The following is a 17,352-nucleotide window of genomic DNA, read 5'->3' as shown; positions in this document are numbered from 1 at the left end:
CAATGAAATTTAAACGCACAAGCGCAGGATTTGCAGCATTTCTACTTGCCATGCCAACCCTCCTCGTCTCAGCGGAAACACAGAATACAGCTGAAGACAACACTGTGACGGGAGAAGGCACTTTTGATAAAAAGACAGAAGTGGTCTATGCGACGTTGGATGCAGCAGGGGATCAAAAAGATCTTTATGTCGTTAATAACTTCACCGTAAGTGAATTCGGTGAAATTACGGACTACGGTGATTATACGAACGTTCAGAATCTGACTGATCTAACACCAATTGAGCAGCAGGAGCGCGAGATTACACTGAATGCACAGGAAGAAGAATTTTATTATCAGGGTAATCTTGAAAATAGAGCGCTCCCGTGGAATTTTGATATCAGTTACTCGTTAAACGGTGAAGCAGCTGATGCCAAATCGCTGATTGGTCAGGACGGAGCGCTTACGATTCAAATCGATTCTTCTAAAAATACTGAGGGTGAAGAACTTTTTTTCAACAACTATATGATCCAGATCACAATGACATTTGATGCTGAGCGCTTTAAAAATATTGAAGCACCGGACGGAACAATTGCCACTGCCGGTAAAAACAGACAGGTAACATTTACCGTGCTGCCTGAAAAAGAAGAGAGCTATCAGGTGAATGCAGATGTCACGGACCTTGAGATGGAGGCGATTCAAATCGCTGCCGTACCATCATCCATGTCTATTGAGGCACCTGATACAGCTGAAGTGAAACAGGAAATGACGTCACTGTCAGATGCCACTGCTGAAGTGAATAACGGGGTTGGCGAATTGCAGGCCGGAATCGCTGAACTGAATAACGGAACAGCAAATCTGTATGACGGTTCAGCACAATTCCGCGACGGCATCAGTCAGCTCTCACAAAATGCAGGTGGACTGATTGAAGGATCTTCTTCGATTCAGGATGCATTGAATCAGATGAGTGAATCAGTTGGAGCAGGTGTCGGTGAAGTAAATACGGGTGAATTCAGTGAACTCCCGGCAGCATTCAGACAAATTGCCGGCGGACTTGATGAAGTCGGAAGCGGACTGACAAGCTTAAGTGGAAGCTATGAGCAGGCTTACCATGCGCTTGATCAGGCAATCGCGGCTGTTCCGGAACATCAGATCAGTGAAGCTGACATCGCAGCGCTTTATGAGAGTGGAGCGGATGAAGCAACAGTCAATAAGCTTGTTGAAAGCTACAAGTCATCACTTGCTGTAAAAGAAACTTACAGACAAACAGAGGAAGCTTTTGCAGCCGTTCCGGGTGCACTTTCAGAAAGCAAGGGTGCACTGGCTGAAATGAGCAGCAGCCTGCATACCATTGCTGACCAGCTTGAAAACGGTCTTGCAGCAACCAATATGGATGAATCTTTAGGTCAGCTGCAGCAGGGGTTAGCTACGCTTGCTGCAAACTTCGCAGAGTTCCATTCAGGTCTTGCTTCATATACTGGCGGTGTCAGTGAGCTTGCAGGTTCGTATGGAGAACTTCATAGCGGACTTGGCGGTCTGACAGGTGGCACAGATGAGCTTGAGGACGGTGCAGGCGCTTTATATAGTGGCACTTCAGAGCTGGCTTCAGCAACAAGTGAGCTGCCTGACCAGCTCCAGGAAGAAATTGATGCCATGCTGAGCGAATTCGATAAATCCGATTTTGAGCCGGTTTCATTTGTATCTGACCAGAATGAGGGCGTTGAATCAGTTCAATTTGTGATTAAGACAGACAGCCTGAAAAAGGAAGATGCAGAAGAAGCAGAAGAGGAAGCTGCAGAAGAGAAGAGCTTCTGGGATCGTTTGATGGATTTGTTCAGGTAAGTGGTGTGTGCGATGAGGTTCGCGGGTTAACGGGTGATGTTCGGCGTTCAGCCAGGGATGTTCGAAGGTTATCCCCGGATGTTCGAATGTAAACACACCATGTTCAGCATTCAATCACCAACCTTCGACGTTTCATGTCTAAATACCTATAAGGAAAAAATCTCATTCAACCACTTAAATCAAACTGACAGGCGGATATCCGTCTGTCAGTTTTTTAAATTTATATCCTTCTGCAGCAGCTTTTCAGTTTACTTTCAGAACGTTTGTTCGTATAATAAAGGTACGAGGAGGAATGATCATGAAAGAGAAATTATTCCGCTACTGGCAGCAGGGTCTCACAGTCAAAATGATCTATATGAAACATGATGGTGTCTGTTCTGAGAGAAGAGTGCTGATCAGAAAGCTCGGGGAAAATTCTTTCACAGCCTACTGTCTGAAAAGAAGAGCTGTCCGTACTTTTCAATATGACCGAATCCTGTCAATCAAACCAATGATCAAAAAAGAAAAGCTGATTATCTGACCAGATAAAAGAGTCCTCCAGGAAGCAGCTGCTTCAAAAAGGACTCTGCACTTACATACCATTTTATTATTCTTCCTCTTCCATCATTTCTCTGATCTCGTCATATCTTTGCCGCTGCCTGTAGCCATATGTGGAAGATAAGACGACTTCCTCATCTTCGAGTGCTGAACCAAGTGCACCAATAATAGTGGCGATACTTGTTGCGGTCCAGGCAATATAAAAATAGTTCACATATCCAACATCCGGTGATACCTCAGACTGCAGCAGACCCATCGGTATAAATAAAACGACTGCAAATGAAAACAGGATAAACAGTAACATATAATATAATAATACTGAGGTCAAAAGGGTCAGGAATGTTGTTGCATTATAAAGCTTTCTAAGATGTGGTGCTGTTTGGGTTACCTGCTTCTTTTCCCATAACTGATGGGCTGAAATGATCCAGAAAACCATTGCAAGTATTGAAATATTGGATAGCAAAAACATTCTCCAAATACTATATTCATGACTCAGCATCCAAAGTGTGGGAAACACCAGTGCATAAGCACCGGTTGTAAAAGCAAGCATGATGACTTTTTTAAAGGACGAAAACATAACCCACGGTTTATTCGCACGCACCATACCGGTTAACAGGCGCAATGCGCTGCCTGCATAGGAATTGACTTTGAATCTTACATCAATATTTTCCGTATCCTCAGGGGTTTCTCTTTGGATTGGTGAAATTTTATCAAATCCTTTTTTACCAACCAGCCTTTTGGGATTTCTGGTTTTTAAATCTTTATTCTCTGTTTTATCTTTTTGCTCAAGTCTTTTTTCTGCTTTTTCCCGTCCCTCTTCAGAAGTCGTGTAGAACATTTCATTCACCAGCTGGAGAATTGAGTCCCTGACTCTGCGTGAGAGGGAAACCGCTCCAAGCCCCGGCAGGCTGATCAATGCAATGTTTTCTTCTTCATAGGCTTCAGCAATGATTGCTTTTTTTCCAAAAAGTAAAGGAAGGTCTGTAAGGGCAACTGTAAAATCCCACTCATTTTCTTTTCTTTTGGACAGAATCGCTTTCATCACTTCATCTGATTGGTCAGTGCCACCGGTTAGAGAATCAATTGAACAATCAATTTTCCAATCCCGGTTATCATCCACATAATAATCCAGCAGTTCAGGAAGTTCAGCCTTCAGCGAATCAATTAATTCTTTCGGATATCCCGGCGCTGCGATTAAACCCAGTGTATAATTCGATCCGCTCATATTTTCACCCCATCATTTCTTTATCGTTCTTACTCTTTTAACCTAAATTAATCATGTTAAAAACTTTCATTTTGAAAAAATCGACTATATATTAAAAAAAGATGATTAAAACATATTGACCTTCACGTAACGTAAAGCCTTATGCTGTATTTGTCAGGAGGGGTGTAAATGGAATATACAGTTCAGCAGCTGGCAAAGCTGTCCGGTGTAAGCGGCCGCACACTGAGGTATTATGATGAGATTGATCTGTTGAAGCCCGCGAGAATCAGTTCATCAGGATACCGTATCTACAGTCAGAAGGAAGTGGACCTGCTGCAGCAGATTCTCTTTTACCGGGAACTTGACGTAAGTCTGGAGGAAATCACCAGGATCATTCATCACCCGGACTTTGATCTGGTCCAAGCTTTGGAGCAGCATATTCAGAAACTGCGGGAAAAACATGCCCGTCTTGAACAAATTATTTCAAACGTTCAGAAAACGATTGAAAGCAAAGAAGGAGGCACTCCAATGTCAGATCAGGAGAAGTTTGAAGGCTTTAAGAAAAAACTGATTGATGAAAACGAAGAGAAGTATGGGAAAGAAGTACGTGAACAATATGGGGATCAGATCGTTAATGACAGCAATGCAAAAATGATGGGACTGTCAGAAGATGATTTCAAGCAGATGAATGATGTGGAAAAAGCTCTTCTTGCAGCACTTGAAAACGCCTATAAAACAGGCGACCCGGCTTCAGCTGAGGCACAAAAAGCAGCTGAATTGCATAAAGAATGGTTGAGCTTTACTTGGCCAAAGTACTCCAAAGAGGCACATGCAGGACTTGGTGACATGTATGTGAGTGATGAGAGTTTTACTGCCTATTATGACAAGCATTTTGAAGGTGCAACTGTATTTTTGCGGGATGCGATTCATGTGTTCACAGCAAAATAAAGTTAGTCAAAAGTCATTTGCGGATCTGAAAAAGTTCCTGCAAATGACTTTTTCTTTTTTGTTGACCATGTTGTGCGCCCCATCATTTAAAATGAGTATAAGGGGCTGATGCATATGTACAAAGTCAGTGAATTTGCTGAGGTTACAGGTTTAAGTAAAGAAACGCTCCGCTATTATGCAGAGGTGGGCCTGCTTGAGCCTGCTTATATTGATCCTGAAAATCGTTACCGCTACTATGATGACGGAAGCTATTTTTTAGCCATTCTTTTAATAAAGCTGAGACATTTCGGTTTCACGATCCAGGAGATGTCTGAAGTGATGAGAGATGAATCATTCGAAAATCTGGAAGCATTACTTCAGCAAAAGCGGAGAAAAATAGTAAATGAAATAGAAAACATGAGAAGCAAAATCGAAGAAATTGACCAGTTTATCGAATCAGGAAAGGGTGAGTGAGTGTGATCACATGGAAAGAAGATGTACTGATTGACGCAAATATTGAAGAGGTATGGGAATTATTCAGGGATAAGAATATCAAAAGAATTATGCCAAAAGTGATTTCACATGAGTTGCTGGAAGGGGAGGAAACTGTTTCAGGAGCGAAGCATCAACAAACCTATAGTGAGGGAAAACGTGTTGAAACTTATGTAGTTCATACATTGGTCTATAAAGATGAACCAAATGAGAAATATAAACAACTTAACTTTATCCTGGCAAAGGCTTTTAATACAACCTTCTCCTTCAATCTAATTAAAGAAAATGATCAGCAGACCCGACTCATTTATGAAGGGGAGAATAAAGGAGCAAACTTTGTCGGGAAAGCCATGCTGAAGCTTGCTGGCGGGAAACAGGATAATAAAGTGGTCCTCGAATTTCTTGAAAGAGTGAAAAAAGAAGCTGAAGACACCTGAACAATGATTGAATATTCTCAATTTAAATGATTGTATTGACTTATCCGAGTGAATCACTTATATTTCAACAATCAATAAAAACTTCATAACCATCTTCTTATGATGAGAGGCGGAGGGACTGGCCCTTTGAAGCCTCGGCAGCGGACTCGGAGTTTGAGTACTGTGCCAATTCCAGCAGGCATTTGCCTGAGAAATAAGAAAAGTTGTTTGCTTATATAAGCCTCTTCTTTTTCTTATTGGAGAGGTTTTTTTTGTGTCCTGAAAAAACTTCTTCAAGCGTTTAGTTCCACCCGAAATGGGTACATTTTTGAAGGTCAGGGCAAGATTAAATTTCAGGAGGCTATGACAGATGAATCAGGAGAATATTCAAAGTAATCCGCTGGCACTTGTTCCATTCGGCGTATTCATTTTACTTTTTATCGGGTCAGGTATTTTAACAGGCGACTTTTATTTCATGCCTGTATTAGTGGCATTGTTCACAGCGATTTTAGTGGCAATGCTGATGAATAGAAAAACAGATTTTCAGACGAAGACCATGCAGCTCGCGAAAGGTGGCGGGCATCCGAACATTATCTTAATGGTTGTCATTTTCCTTTTAGCCGGCGCATTTGCTTCTGTTGCTGAAGGAGCCGGTGCTGTAGATTCAACCGTTAATCTTGGATTGTCACTGCTGCCCCAGAATCTGCTCATCGTTGGTCTTTTCGTGATCGCATGCTTTATATCGATCTCAATGGGAACGTCAGTCGGAACAATCGTAGCGCTGGCACCAATTGGTCTTGGGCTGTCAGAGCAGACAGATATCGGTGTGGCACTCGCGATGGGTGCAATCGTCAGTGGTGCAATGTTTGGTGATAACTTGTCAATCATCTCTGATACAACGATTGCAGCGGTTCGTACTCAAGGGACAAAAATGAAGGATAAATTCAAGGCGAATATCTTTATTGTATTACCGGCAGCGATTATTACAGCCATTATTTTTGGCGTGCTGACGACGGGTAACAGTGCTTCTATTGATGGGGATAACCCATATCATTTAGTGCAGGTACTGCCTTATCTTGGCGTGTTGATTTTTGCAGTAGCTGGTGCAAATGTGATTTTGGTATTGCTTGGCGGAATCATTTTTGCAGGCATTGTTGGACTGGTACTTGGACAATACAGCTTTATGGACTTAATCGGGCTGATTGGTGATGGATTTACAAATATGCAGGAGCTTGCGATGATCGCGATTCTGCTCGGCGGACTTGTAGAGCTGATCCGGTTAAATGGCGGAATTGAATTCCTGCTTCAGGCAGTGACGAACCGTGTGAAAACGAAAAAAGGTGGAGAAGCCGGTATTGCCGGGCTTGTTGGTACAGTGAACCTTGCGACGGCTAACAACACGATTTCGATTATCACTGCAGGACCACTTGCGAAGCAGATCGCTGATGAATACGGTATTGATAAGCGGAGATCAGCGAGTTTGCTTGATATCTTCTCAAGTTCAGTACAGGGCGTGATCCCTTACGGCGCACAGCTTCTTGCAGTTGCGGGAGTCGCGGGAATCTCACCGGCTGAAATTGTACCGTATTGTATTTACCCGATTCTGATTGCATTATCAGGTGCCATTGCGATCGCGATACAGTATCCGAGGTTTAAAGAGAAGCGTGTATAAATTTTGAAGATAGAAAAGCCGCAGCAGTTCATCCTGCTGCGGCTTTTGGTATTATAAAGCTTCTTTAATCTTTGTTTCCATATCCAGCGGTTCTGATGTTGATTCAAAGCGTTCAATGACCTGTCCATCCCGGTCAATTAAAAATTTCGTGAAGTTCCATTTAATAGAGTTTCCGTCCATATAGTGGGGAAATCGTTCATTAATAATAGAAACCAGCAGCTTAGAAGTAGGATGAGTCATATCAAAGCCCTGAAAAGACTTCTGTTCTGAAAGGTAGTTGAAAAGCGGAGACGCGTCCTGGTCTCTTACATTGATCTTTTGGAAAATAGGAAAATTCACACCATAGTTCATTGCGCAAAACTCTGTAATTTCTCCATCCCCTAGAGGCTCCTGTTCAGCAAACTGATTAGAAGGAAAACCTAATATCTGCAGCCCCTGATCTTCATAGCGTTCCTGCAGTTTTTGCAGATCTTCTAATTGAGGTGTGAAGCCGCATTTCGTTGCGGTATTAACAATTAACAATAGCTTTCCTTTATAAGTATCAAGACTTTTAGTGAATCCACTGGATGTTTTTACTTTGAAATCATAGACGGTCATAAGTTGATATCTCCTTAGTGAAGAATTCATATTTTTATATGAACTTCGTTAGTTATTTAATCTTTTATACCTATAACCTTTGTTTGGTATCGATAAACCAAAGTGCCTATATTTTTTATCCGGAGTACATCTCCAGTTTGATTGCAAAGGCATATATCTCTCAGAGCATCATAAAATAAGAAATAAATTTCATATTGAAAGGGGTCATATGCTTTTAAAAAAGAGCATGGCAATCATTTTAGGAAGTCTCATGCTGGCTTTAGGGATTAATGGCTTCTTAGTCCCGCACCATTTGCTTGACGGAGGAATGATTGGTCTTGCGCTGATTGCTCATTATTATTTCGGCATACAGGCGGGGCTGGCAATGATTTTTTTCAGTGTTCCACTTTTTGTTTATTCATGGTTCACGAAAAGAGCTTACTTTTATAGTAGTCTCCATGGTTTATTCGTTTCGTCACTGTTCATTGACTGGCTGTCGCCGCTAAGACAGGTGTTTCAAATGCCGGTTGTTCCAAGTGTCATAGCAGGCGGCTTGTTCATTGGTCTTGGGATTGGTCTAATGCTGCGTTTTGAGACGAGTACTGGGGGCACAGATCTTCTGGCTCATATCATCTCAAAAGCTGTCTCCATCAACGCAGGAATCGTCATTTTTATCATTGATGGCATCGTGATCCTGCTTGGATATCAGGTGCTTGGTCTATATACATTTATCTATTCCTGTTGCGTGATCACCATCGTCGGAGCTGTCACAGCGCTTATCGTACACAGGAAAGCTGAAGGGTAACTTGCGTAAATGAATTACAATATAATAAAATGAACTCTTCCTTGCCAAAAGTAAATCTTTCAGGTAAGATGTCATTATTCAATATATAGTGTTTTTGTTTTTGATGATAACTACATATAGTGTTGCCGAAAAATAAGATGCGAAACATCGCTTAAAAGGGAATCCGGTGAGAATCCGGTACTGCCCCCGCAACTGTATGTGCTGACGAAATGAACAATCCACTGTGTAAGAGAGCTCTAAATCAGGGTGCTTATATGGGAAGGGTTCAGAGTAGAATGACGCACAAGTCAGGAGACCTGTCTTATTTTTTGTTTTCATTTCTTCGGGGTGTGAGGAAAGAAACGATGGCTTTATAAGACAGGTCCCGTGTGTGAACTCTGCTCTTATAATGCAAATCGTTTATCTGACCGCCTATTCCGATAGGCGGTTTTTGTTTTGTCTTTTACTATTTTTTATGCAATAAGGCCATTTTATTAAAACAAAGCTGATCCTTGGAGTGGAGGACGGAGACTCCCGCCCCGGGAAAGGCCCGGTGAGATCCCGCAAGGCGAAGCCTGAGGAAGCTCACCGGCCGGGGGCAGGAAAGCGTAGTCCTCCACGGAAAGGATCAGCGGTTACGGGAAGTACACTACATTATTTCAGACGGAGGTACACAAGCATGACCACACAAAAAACAACCAATCTCCAGCAGACGTTGCAAACCATTAAAGAAACAGCAGTCAAACACAGGCTCGATGCAACTGAACTGATGGAGCAGCTTGCAAAAAGAGAAGATACCGCACGTGACTTTGCCATGCACTATGCACTGAACCGTGTAGCAATGGACGCACCGGACTGGACTTTCCTTGCAGCAGGACTATACCTGAACGAACTGTATGAGCAGGCAGCATCAAATCGGAATTATGACCCTTCACAAAAGTACGGCAGCTTCCATGAGCTGATCCAGACGCTGATACATAAAGATATTTACACTGAAGAACTCAATGCTTATTCAAAAGCTGATTTGGAAGAACTCGGCCGGGAGATTGAACCGGAGCGGGATCATCTTTTTAACTATATCGGTCTGTTTTTGCTTGCTGATCGCTATCTTGCGCGTGATCATGACCGCAACCTTTACGAGCTGCCGCAGGAGCGCTTTATGATCATTGCGATGCTGCTGATGAAAAATGAAGCACCTGAAAAGAGACTGTCACTTGTCAAAGAAGCATACTGGGCAATGAGTAACTTATTTATGACTGTTGCCACGCCAACTTTATCAAATGCCGGGAAAAAGACCGGACAGCTTGCATCGTGCTTTATTGATACGGTGGAGGATTCGCTGGATGGCATTTACACAAACAACTGGGATATTGCGCGGCTCAGTAAAGACGGCGGGGGAATCGGCGTATATTACGGAAAAGTAAGGGCGCTTGGGTCTGATATTAAAAAGTTTAAAGGGAATTCTTCTGGTGTGATTCCGTGGATTCGATTATTGAACAACACAGCGGTCAGTGTGGATCAGCTTGGTCAGAGACAAGGCGCTGTTGCAGTCTATCTGGATGTATTTCATAAAGATATGATGAACGGCTTTCTAGATTTGAAAACAAACAATGGGGATGAGAGAAGAAAAGCGCATGATATTTTTACAGGCGTATCGATTCCGGATTTATTTATGCAAAAGCTACAGGAAACAGATGAGTCGGGCCGCAGCATTGGAGAGTGGCATACGTTTTGTCCTCATGAAGTGAAAACAGTAATGGGGTGGAAGGATGAACATGGAAATCCACTCGGTCTGGAGGACTTTTATGATGAGGCTGACCACAAATATTTTACTGAGAAATACGAAGAGGCTATGAATCATCCGCTTTTACCGAGAAAGACGTATCGCGCGATGGATATGATGGCGCGCATGATGGTGTCACAGCTTGAGACCGGGACGCCGTATATGTTTTACCGTGATGAGGTGAACCGTCAGAATCCGAATAAGATTGCTGAAGGGCGGACGTCAATTTACTGCAGCAATCTGTGTACTGAAATTGCACAGAATATGTCTGCAACAACAATTACAAAAGAATATGAGGATGAGGATGGAAACATTGTGATTGTCCGCAAGCCGGGTGATTTTGTTGTCTGCAATCTCTCGTCTATTAATCTTGCACGCGCTGTAAAAGGTGAGGTGTTGAAGCGGCTCATTCCAATTCAGGTCAGAATGCTTGATAACGTTATTGATCTGAACAATATTACGGTTGGTCAGGCGCAGCGGACAAATAAGAAATACCGTGCGATTGGACTTGGTACATTTGGGTGGCATCACCTGCTCGCACTTGAAAACATTCAGTGGGAGTCTGAAGAAGCAGTAGATTATGCAGACAAACTTTATGAAACCATTGCACTTGAAACCATCAAAGCTTCAAATGCACTTGCTGAGGAAAAAGGTGTGTACAGTCAGTTTGAAGGATCAGAATGGCAGACTGGCCGTTATTTTAAGAGAAAAGGATACCATTCAGAAGAATGGCAGGCACTTCAAAAGAGTGTACAGGACAAAGGCATCCGCAACGGCTGGCTGATGGCAGTTGCACCGAATTCATCCACGGCAAAAATCGGGGGCTCGACAGATGGTATTGATCCAATCTATGCAGTGGAATATGCGGAAGAGAAGAAGAACTTTAAGTTCAAAGTAACCGTGCCTGACCTTAATCACAGGACTTACAGCTACTACAGAAAAAGCCGTCATGAGCTTGATCAGCTGTGGAGTATCAGGCAGAATGCTGCGCGTCAGAAGCATGTGGATCAGGGGATCAGCTTTAACTTTTACGTGAAGCATACGATTAAGGCGAAGGAATTACTCAATATGCATATGGAAGCCTGGAAAAACGGGCTGAAGACGACTTATTACGTCAGAAGTACATCACAGGCTGAAATTGAAGAATGCGAAGCGTGCCACAGCTAAGGAGGAAGAATGATGACACAGACACTGAAGAAAATGAAGCTATTAAATCCGGATCATCCGAATAAATCGACAGGCATTATCAATGGGAAGAACTCAGGCCTATTAAACTGGAACGATATTGCGCACCCGCAGATGTATGATCTGTATCAGACGCTGCTCTCAAACTTCTGGAAAGCACAGGAGATCAATATGCAGGATGATATTAAGCAGTGGGATCAGCTGAGTGAAAAAGAAAAGGATATTTTTCTGCGGATCAACACGCAGCTTGCTTCACTCGACAGTCTGCAGACGCCGACGATGAATCAGGTCATGGATTATGTAACGGACTCAAGCTTTAAAGCAATTTTTGCAGTGGTTTCACAGCAGGAAGCTGTTCATAATGAGTCATACTCTTATATTCTGAGTTCGCTTGTTCCTCTCAGCGAGCAGAATGCACGCTTTAATCAGGCAAAGTCAGATCCGATTGTGAGAAAGCGCAATGAGTATATTTTAGAAGCGTATGAGCAGTTCAGAGAAGATCCGACGCCGCAAAACCTATTTAAACTCGCAGTCAACTCTATTAATCTTGAAGGCATTTATTTCTATGCGGGGTTCGCATTCTTCTATCACCTCGCACGTAATCAGAAGATGCTGAAGACGAGTACGATGATCAGCTATATTCAGCGGGATGAGATGCAGCATGCTTATTTCATGTCGCAGTTTATCAGGATTCTTTTAGCGGAGAATCCTGAGCTGAATACCGCTGAAAACATTGACTATATCTATCAGTCGATTGGCAGGGCTGTTGAGCTTGAGAAGGAATGGTCACGTGATATTTTAGCTGAAATTGAGGGAATTGACCTTGAGGAATTTGAACAATACGTTGAGTATCTGGCGAATAAACGCCTCAGACAGCTCGGGCTTGAAAATTCATTTGAGGAAATCAAAAATCCAATGCCTTGGATTCAGGTGTTTAGTGATGAAATGATGAATGAAACGAAGTCGGATTTCTTTGAGCAGAAGTCGAGAGCGTATACAAAGGTGTCGTCTTCAAACGGATTTGATGAGCTGTGAAGGCGCTGGTGGTATATGCGAGCAGGACAGGGAATACGAAGCAGCTGGCGTATCTATTAAAAGGTGAGCTTGAGAAAGTGACATCAAAAACGGATGTTGTGAGAGTGGAAGATTTTCATACAGACCGGTTATGTGACTATCAGCTATGTGTGATTGTCACTTATTCCTGGGGAAATGGAGAGCTGCCAAGGGAAATGAACGGGTTGTTTGAAGCAATTGAGCGACAGCCGCTGTCATCACTCGTGACGGGGATCGCAGGCACTGGTGATCAGTGCTATCCATATTTCTGCGGAGCAGTGGACCGGTTCCGGGATATGCTATATGTGCATACCAAGCTTGCGGTTACGCTAAAAGTAGAGCTTGCACCGCAACAGTCAGATGCAGAGAAATGTAAAAAGTTCGCTGATAAATTGATGGGAAAAGTATATGAAATGACAGCAGTATGCTGATCATAAATGGCCGGACGATCGTTAGTCGTTCGGCCACTTGCTTGCATTCTCCTTAACCAATCCGAATAATTGTTTTCTGCGCTCCGTTTCCTCTTTAAATGCTTGCTCATATTTATCTTTGTTCAGGATTGGAATCCCTTTCTTACCGAGTATTTCAGGGTCGGGAACAGGTGGTTCATCTGCTGTAGGGATATGTGTACCTTGTAAGGTTTTCAGATAATCATCAATAGCAGATCTGTTTTCTTTCAACAGAAGGGTGTTCGGCCAGTATTTTACCGGAATACTTGCATAGATCAGCGTAATCGCTTCATCCAGTGCTGCTACCGCAACAACTCCTTCAGTCTGAGGACTAATACTGTGATAGTGGTGAAGAATAGGGTAGGCCTTATGCTGCGCAGTCAACTTGCTTAATTCCGTCGAAAAAGAATTCAACAGAAGGTCCAGGTTATGCAGATTCTGTCCATTCCACGCTGACTTGACGATATCTGTTCCGCTTTTACCAATTCCACTCACACTCTGGGCAAAAGCTCTTTTCTGTGTAACGGCACTTAAAACAGATAAGAGATAGGTGACTGCAAATGTAATAGAAAACATGCCAGTACCAGTTGCAATGATCGTCATGACCTTCCAATTATCTCCGTTTGGAATGATTTCACCATTACCGAGTGTAAAAAAGATATATCCGGTGAAATAAATGTGATCCATAAAGTCAGCCGGCAGTCCATTATCGGTATTAAACAGTGCACCATAATGGCTGGCAAAAACGAACGTCCATCCTGTCCAGAATAGACTAACCCAGACAATGATGGTTAACACTAAAATGAGTGGTCCTGCAAGACTCAGCATCTTGGAGTTTCCTCTGCTAATTTTCTTCATTAACCGCCAGATACCGTTGGATAATTGATTAGTTATCGGACCGGCACCACCTTCAATCCACAAGGTTGTCCAGATGAAATCTATCAGGGTAACCACTAATAGAATGATGCCAATCCACATCGTCCATTCATTCAAGGGAAGACCCTCCTTCATAAAATCTTATAGTGTGCTATTACCTTAATCGTTCATTTTAAACGGAAAATAGTAACACTGTACTCTATATGTTAAAGCGCTTTGAAACCGGGAAGGATATTCATACGTAAAGAATCTAAAGGATGGTGCATAACCAATGGAATCAAGAGCTTATCTGGAAAGTGAATTAGCGCGAATCGGAAAATGGGAGAAGGATCAGGGTGGCGGATGGTTTTGGGATAAACTAATGCGACTGCCTTTTAAAGTATTGGACAGACTGACGCCAAAGTTTATTCAAAAAAAAATCGGCGTGCTGCTGGATGAGATCGGAAGCTTTATTCAGACAGGCGGGCGCTACCTGGCCAGTGAAAAGAGAGTGTACCGGTTTTTTGAGAAAACCACGGGACATCGTATTCAATCGAAAGATGACTTTCAGACTGTTCCGGTCGAGGATATGAAAAAGGCATCACAAAAGGTTGCCGCCCGAATGAAAAATACGGCCACCGCACAGGGTGCAAGCACTGGCGTCGGCGGCATCTTCACACTGGCGATTGATATTCCGGCAATTCTGACGCTGTCACTGACCACTTTGCAGGAAATTGCCCTGATGCACGGATACGATCCTGATGACAAAATGGAGCGTGTCTTCATCATTAAATGCCTTCAATTTTCTACAGCAGACGTTGTTGGGAAGGAGTCTATTCTGAAGGAACTGTCAAATTATCATTCTGGTGAAAAATCAAATGATGTCATTTCACAAATTCAGGGCTGGCGTGAGGTAACACTTACATTTACGGAACAGTTCGGTTTGAAAAAACTGCTTCAGATTGTGCCGATTGCTGGAATTTTAATCGGGGCATTAATTAATAGAACGATGATTGACGAATTGGCAGAAACGGGTACGATGCTCTATCAGAAACGGAAGATTATGGAGCGGTTGGAGAAAGCGGCGTAGTGCGCCCGATTCGGTGAACAGTGCACTCGGCTGGTTGTGTGAGGACACTCGATTGATGAAATACGACGTTCGATCCGGAGTATACAGCACTCAACCCGGGTGTATCGCACCGTCAGCAACCACAATGCAGCACCCGCTGACACTCATGCAACTTTCAGCGCATCCCGGTACAAAACTCCAACCATCTACCTTTTGCATTCCGCTGAAATCTCTTTTACACTGAATGCATAACCAGATACTGGAGGCAAAACGATGAAATCTGTGCACAGTGATATTCTGCAGTTTAGAGGGACTCATTACGATTTTGGTATGTTTCAGGGGGAGAAGCTGAAAGACTCGCTCACCGTTAAAAATAGAGAAAAGCAGTGGAAGGTAAGGATTCCGCGCTTTACAGTGAAGGAAGCGGAAGTGAAAGATGCAATTACAAAAGTGGCGCCGGGAATATGGGATGAGTTGATCGGACTTCGTGATGCGCTGGAATGGCCGATGGAACGCGTTATGATGGAGTTCGGTGGATACCGGACGGATTATAAGCGCTCTGGCTGCTCCATTTTAACCGGTGATAATTATTTGATCAGAAACTATGATTATATGCCAAAAACCTATGAAGGACGCTACAGCTTTTATCAGCCAACTGATACAGGCTACGCGATTGCAGGACCAACTCAGAGGATTACCGGGCGCATGGACGGCATGAATGAACACGGACTGACGATGGGTTATAACTTTATGCACCGTAAAAAGCCTGGAGACGGGTTCATCTGCTGTATGATCGGAAGGCTGATTTTAGAGGCGTGTGCGAATGTAGATGAGGCGGTTGCGATGCTAAAAGAGATCCCGCACCGCCACTCATTCAGTTATACAGTTCATGACCGGAGCAACCGGACTTATGTAATCGAAACATCCCCGCGTGGAGTAGCAGTGCGGGAGTCAAATGTATGTACGAATCATTTTGAAATTATGAAGGAAGAAAACAGAAACCATCTGGTAGATTCAATGAAGCGGCTTGATGCCATGAACAATCACCGCGGAGAACTGAAAACGGCGTATGATGCGTTCCGGCTAATGAATGATTCTGATAAAGGGGTGTTTTCAGATCTGTACAGTCAATGGGCGGGCACGATTCACACGGCCGGCTATCTGCCTACAGAAATGAAAACCTGGTTCGCACTCGGCGGTGACCGGGAACCTGTTGAATTCGATTTTGCGAATTGGCTGGAGGGCGAAGATGTCCTGTTTGAAAAGATTACTGGTGAAGTAGAAACAGATATTCCTTTTGTGCATATGGATGAAGGAGCGTATTGGAGTGCCGGGAAAAAGAAAGCTATGAAATAAATGGAAGGAGAAGCCTGCTGGAGAGGTTTCTCCTTTTTTGATGTGACGCGGCTTGGGTGATACGACGTTCAATCTTGTCAACATGACAGTCAGCAGGTGCAATACAACAGTCAATCCGGGTGTATCGCGACTTCACCAGCCATTATAACGACGTCGATAGTAGAAATATGACAGTGGCCGGCACCAGCCCCTGCAGACCAGCTGCCCTTAACGAAGTGACTTCTTAAGTCCAGCGAGTCCCCATCTCAGCACGTCCTCATCCTGAGTATTCTTCGCATACCGCACCAAAACTGTCATGATAAAAACAGCTTTAAACCGCGCCAACTCTTTTGTACGTTCATCAATTTCACCGTAGTTCTCAAAAAACACTGACCTTACTGCAGGTGTCATGCAAGCATAACCAATCGAAAGATCGACTGCAGGGTGACCAATATGCGCGTCTCCCCAGTCGATGATGCCAGTCAGGCGACCACCCTGTACAATCATATTTTTCGGATGAAGATCTCCGTGAAGTGGAACGTTACCGGTCGGATTCTCCCATTCTTCCAGCTGTTCAATATAGTGAAGCAGCTTTTCAAATAATGGTTCCGGGATGGCTGCGGATGATTCCTGTGCAATATCGTAAAAATGCTTCTTCCTGCGTTTTGATGATAAGCGGTGCAGATGATCGGTGTCTGCGTCTATCTGATCAGCAGGCAGTGCGTGAAGTTGCTTGAGAAAAACACCAAGCTCTCCGGCATGCTGATGCAGCAGGTCAGTATCAGTTTCTTCCGTTAACACGTTTCCTTTAATCGTTGTAAAACCTACATAAGGGTAATCATCGCCTTCTGCCTCTTTGTAAAAAACGGGCTTTGGATACTGAAAACCTCCATCAAAATTAAGTTTAACCAGACTCCCGAGCATCCGGTTCTCATATTGCATGGCTTCATAGCCGAGCTGTCTGCGCGGGAATCTGAAGACATATGCGCTATTTACTTCATAGACCGTATGATCAAAGCCGGTCCCGCACGCCTGAATCCGGATCGGTTTCAAATGTGGAAACGCGCGTTCAATTTTATCCTTCGCTTTCTCCAGTGAGACTGGATGTGTTGCTTCCCATGGATTCACATCAATCACTCATTTCTGTTAACAGAATATATGTTTTTCATCATACATGGATCAGCTACAAATCAGA

At 43.5% G+C, this 17,352-nt stretch carries 16 protein-coding genes and 2 riboswitches; of the genes, 12 read left to right on the top strand and 4 right to left on the bottom strand.

Going from position 1 to position 17,352, the window contains the following annotated elements:
* Positions 1–2 precede the first annotated feature (2 nt).
* Both ACH6CZ_RS15745 and ACH6CZ_RS15740 read left to right on the top strand, forming a co-directional pair.
* Positions 3–1,820, top strand: coding sequence for a YhgE/Pip domain-containing protein (locus ACH6CZ_RS15745; RefSeq protein ID WP_374098398.1), 1,818 nt, complete (start codon positions 3–5; stop codon positions 1,818–1,820).
* 298 nt (positions 1,821–2,118) lie between these two features.
* Positions 2,119–2,340, top strand: coding sequence for a WYL domain-containing protein (locus ACH6CZ_RS15740; protein WP_374098397.1), 222 nt, complete (start codon positions 2,119–2,121; stop codon positions 2,338–2,340).
* Between the two features lie 66 nt (positions 2,341–2,406).
* Here ACH6CZ_RS15740 and ACH6CZ_RS15735 read toward each other — a convergent pair whose 3' ends face one another.
* Positions 2,407–3,582, bottom strand: a complete 1,176-nt coding sequence (locus ACH6CZ_RS15735) for a hypothetical protein (RefSeq protein ID WP_374098396.1) — start codon at positions 3,580–3,582, stop codon at positions 2,407–2,409.
* Positions 3,583–3,750: 168 nt separating this feature from the next.
* On the opposite strand from ACH6CZ_RS15735, the gene ACH6CZ_RS15730 reads away from it, so the two are divergent.
* The 4 genes from ACH6CZ_RS15730 to ACH6CZ_RS15715 all read left to right on the top strand — a co-directional run bounded on the left by ACH6CZ_RS15730 (position 3,751) and on the right by ACH6CZ_RS15715 (position 7,068).
* Positions 3,751–4,509 (top strand): MerR family transcriptional regulator, encoded by a 759-nt coding sequence (locus ACH6CZ_RS15730; protein WP_374098395.1) that lies wholly within the window; start codon positions 3,751–3,753, stop codon positions 4,507–4,509.
* Between the two features lie 114 nt (positions 4,510–4,623).
* Complete coding sequence (locus tag ACH6CZ_RS15725; RefSeq protein ID WP_374098394.1) at positions 4,624–4,962, top strand: MerR family transcriptional regulator; 339 nt, start codon at positions 4,624–4,626, stop codon at positions 4,960–4,962.
* A gap of 2 nt (positions 4,963–4,964) precedes the next feature.
* The gene (locus ACH6CZ_RS15720) at positions 4,965–5,417 is read left to right on the top strand and encodes an SRPBCC family protein (protein WP_374098393.1); all 453 of its coding nucleotides are present in this window, start codon (positions 4,965–4,967) and stop codon (positions 5,415–5,417) included.
* Between the two features lie 94 nt (positions 5,418–5,511).
* A riboswitch (SAM riboswitch) is annotated at positions 5,512–5,617 on the top strand.
* A 149-nt stretch (positions 5,618–5,766) separates the two neighbouring features.
* Positions 5,767–7,068 carry a Na+/H+ antiporter NhaC family protein gene (locus ACH6CZ_RS15715; RefSeq protein WP_374098392.1) on the top strand — a complete coding sequence of 434 codons (1,302 nt, stop codon included), beginning with the start codon at positions 5,767–5,769 and terminating at the stop codon, positions 7,066–7,068.
* 51 nt (positions 7,069–7,119) lie between these two features.
* Here ACH6CZ_RS15715 and ACH6CZ_RS15710 read toward each other — a convergent pair whose 3' ends face one another.
* Positions 7,120–7,665: a glutathione peroxidase gene (locus ACH6CZ_RS15710; protein WP_374098391.1), complete on the bottom strand. Its 546-nt coding sequence runs from the start codon at positions 7,663–7,665 to the stop codon at positions 7,120–7,122.
* A 208-nt stretch (positions 7,666–7,873) separates the two neighbouring features.
* On the opposite strand from ACH6CZ_RS15710, the gene ACH6CZ_RS15705 reads away from it, so the two are divergent.
* The 4 genes from ACH6CZ_RS15705 to ACH6CZ_RS15690 all read left to right on the top strand — a co-directional run bounded on the left by ACH6CZ_RS15705 (position 7,874) and on the right by ACH6CZ_RS15690 (position 12,880).
* Entirely contained in the window at positions 7,874–8,449 is a 576-nt protein-coding gene (locus ACH6CZ_RS15705) for a YitT family protein (protein WP_374098390.1), read from the top strand.
* A 118-nt stretch (positions 8,450–8,567) separates the two neighbouring features.
* Positions 8,568–8,767, top strand: a riboswitch (cobalamin riboswitch).
* Between the two features lie 340 nt (positions 8,768–9,107).
* Positions 9,108–11,378 (top strand): ribonucleoside-diphosphate reductase subunit alpha, encoded by a 2,271-nt coding sequence (locus tag ACH6CZ_RS15700; protein ID WP_374098389.1) that lies wholly within the window; start codon positions 9,108–9,110, stop codon positions 11,376–11,378.
* Between the two features lie 12 nt (positions 11,379–11,390).
* Positions 11,391–12,431 carry a ribonucleotide-diphosphate reductase subunit beta gene (locus ACH6CZ_RS15695; RefSeq protein WP_374098388.1) on the top strand — a complete coding sequence of 347 codons (1,041 nt, stop codon included), beginning with the start codon at positions 11,391–11,393 and terminating at the stop codon, positions 12,429–12,431.
* The gene (locus ACH6CZ_RS15690; RefSeq protein ID WP_374098387.1) at positions 12,428–12,880 is read left to right on the top strand and encodes a flavodoxin domain-containing protein; all 453 of its coding nucleotides are present in this window, start codon (positions 12,428–12,430) and stop codon (positions 12,878–12,880) included. Before ACH6CZ_RS15695 ends, ACH6CZ_RS15690 begins: the two co-directional genes overlap by 4 nt.
* A gap of 21 nt (positions 12,881–12,901) precedes the next feature.
* Here the strand turns inward: ACH6CZ_RS15690 and ACH6CZ_RS15685 are convergent, their stop codons facing one another.
* Positions 12,902–13,891, bottom strand: a complete 990-nt coding sequence (locus ACH6CZ_RS15685; RefSeq protein WP_374098386.1) for an ion channel — start codon at positions 13,889–13,891, stop codon at positions 12,902–12,904.
* Between the two features lie 154 nt (positions 13,892–14,045).
* Between ACH6CZ_RS15685 and ACH6CZ_RS15680 the strand changes: the two genes are divergently transcribed.
* Positions 14,046–14,843 carry an EcsC family protein gene (locus ACH6CZ_RS15680; protein WP_374098385.1) on the top strand — a complete coding sequence of 266 codons (798 nt, stop codon included), beginning with the start codon at positions 14,046–14,048 and terminating at the stop codon, positions 14,841–14,843.
* 252 nt (positions 14,844–15,095) lie between these two features.
* Positions 15,096–16,178, top strand: a complete 1,083-nt coding sequence (locus tag ACH6CZ_RS15675; RefSeq protein WP_374098384.1) for a C45 family autoproteolytic acyltransferase/hydrolase — start codon at positions 15,096–15,098, stop codon at positions 16,176–16,178.
* 207 nt (positions 16,179–16,385) lie between these two features.
* Here ACH6CZ_RS15675 and ACH6CZ_RS15670 read toward each other — a convergent pair whose 3' ends face one another.
* Entirely contained in the window at positions 16,386–17,285 is a 900-nt protein-coding gene (locus ACH6CZ_RS15670) for a phosphotransferase (protein WP_374098383.1), read from the bottom strand.
* Positions 17,286–17,352: the final 67 nt, after the last annotated feature.

The organism is Jeotgalibacillus sp. JSM ZJ347, from assembly GCF_044383825.1.
Lineage (GTDB): Bacteria > Bacillota > Bacilli > Bacillales > Jeotgalibacillaceae > Jeotgalibacillus.
This window is presented reverse-complemented; position numbering and strand designations above follow the sequence as displayed.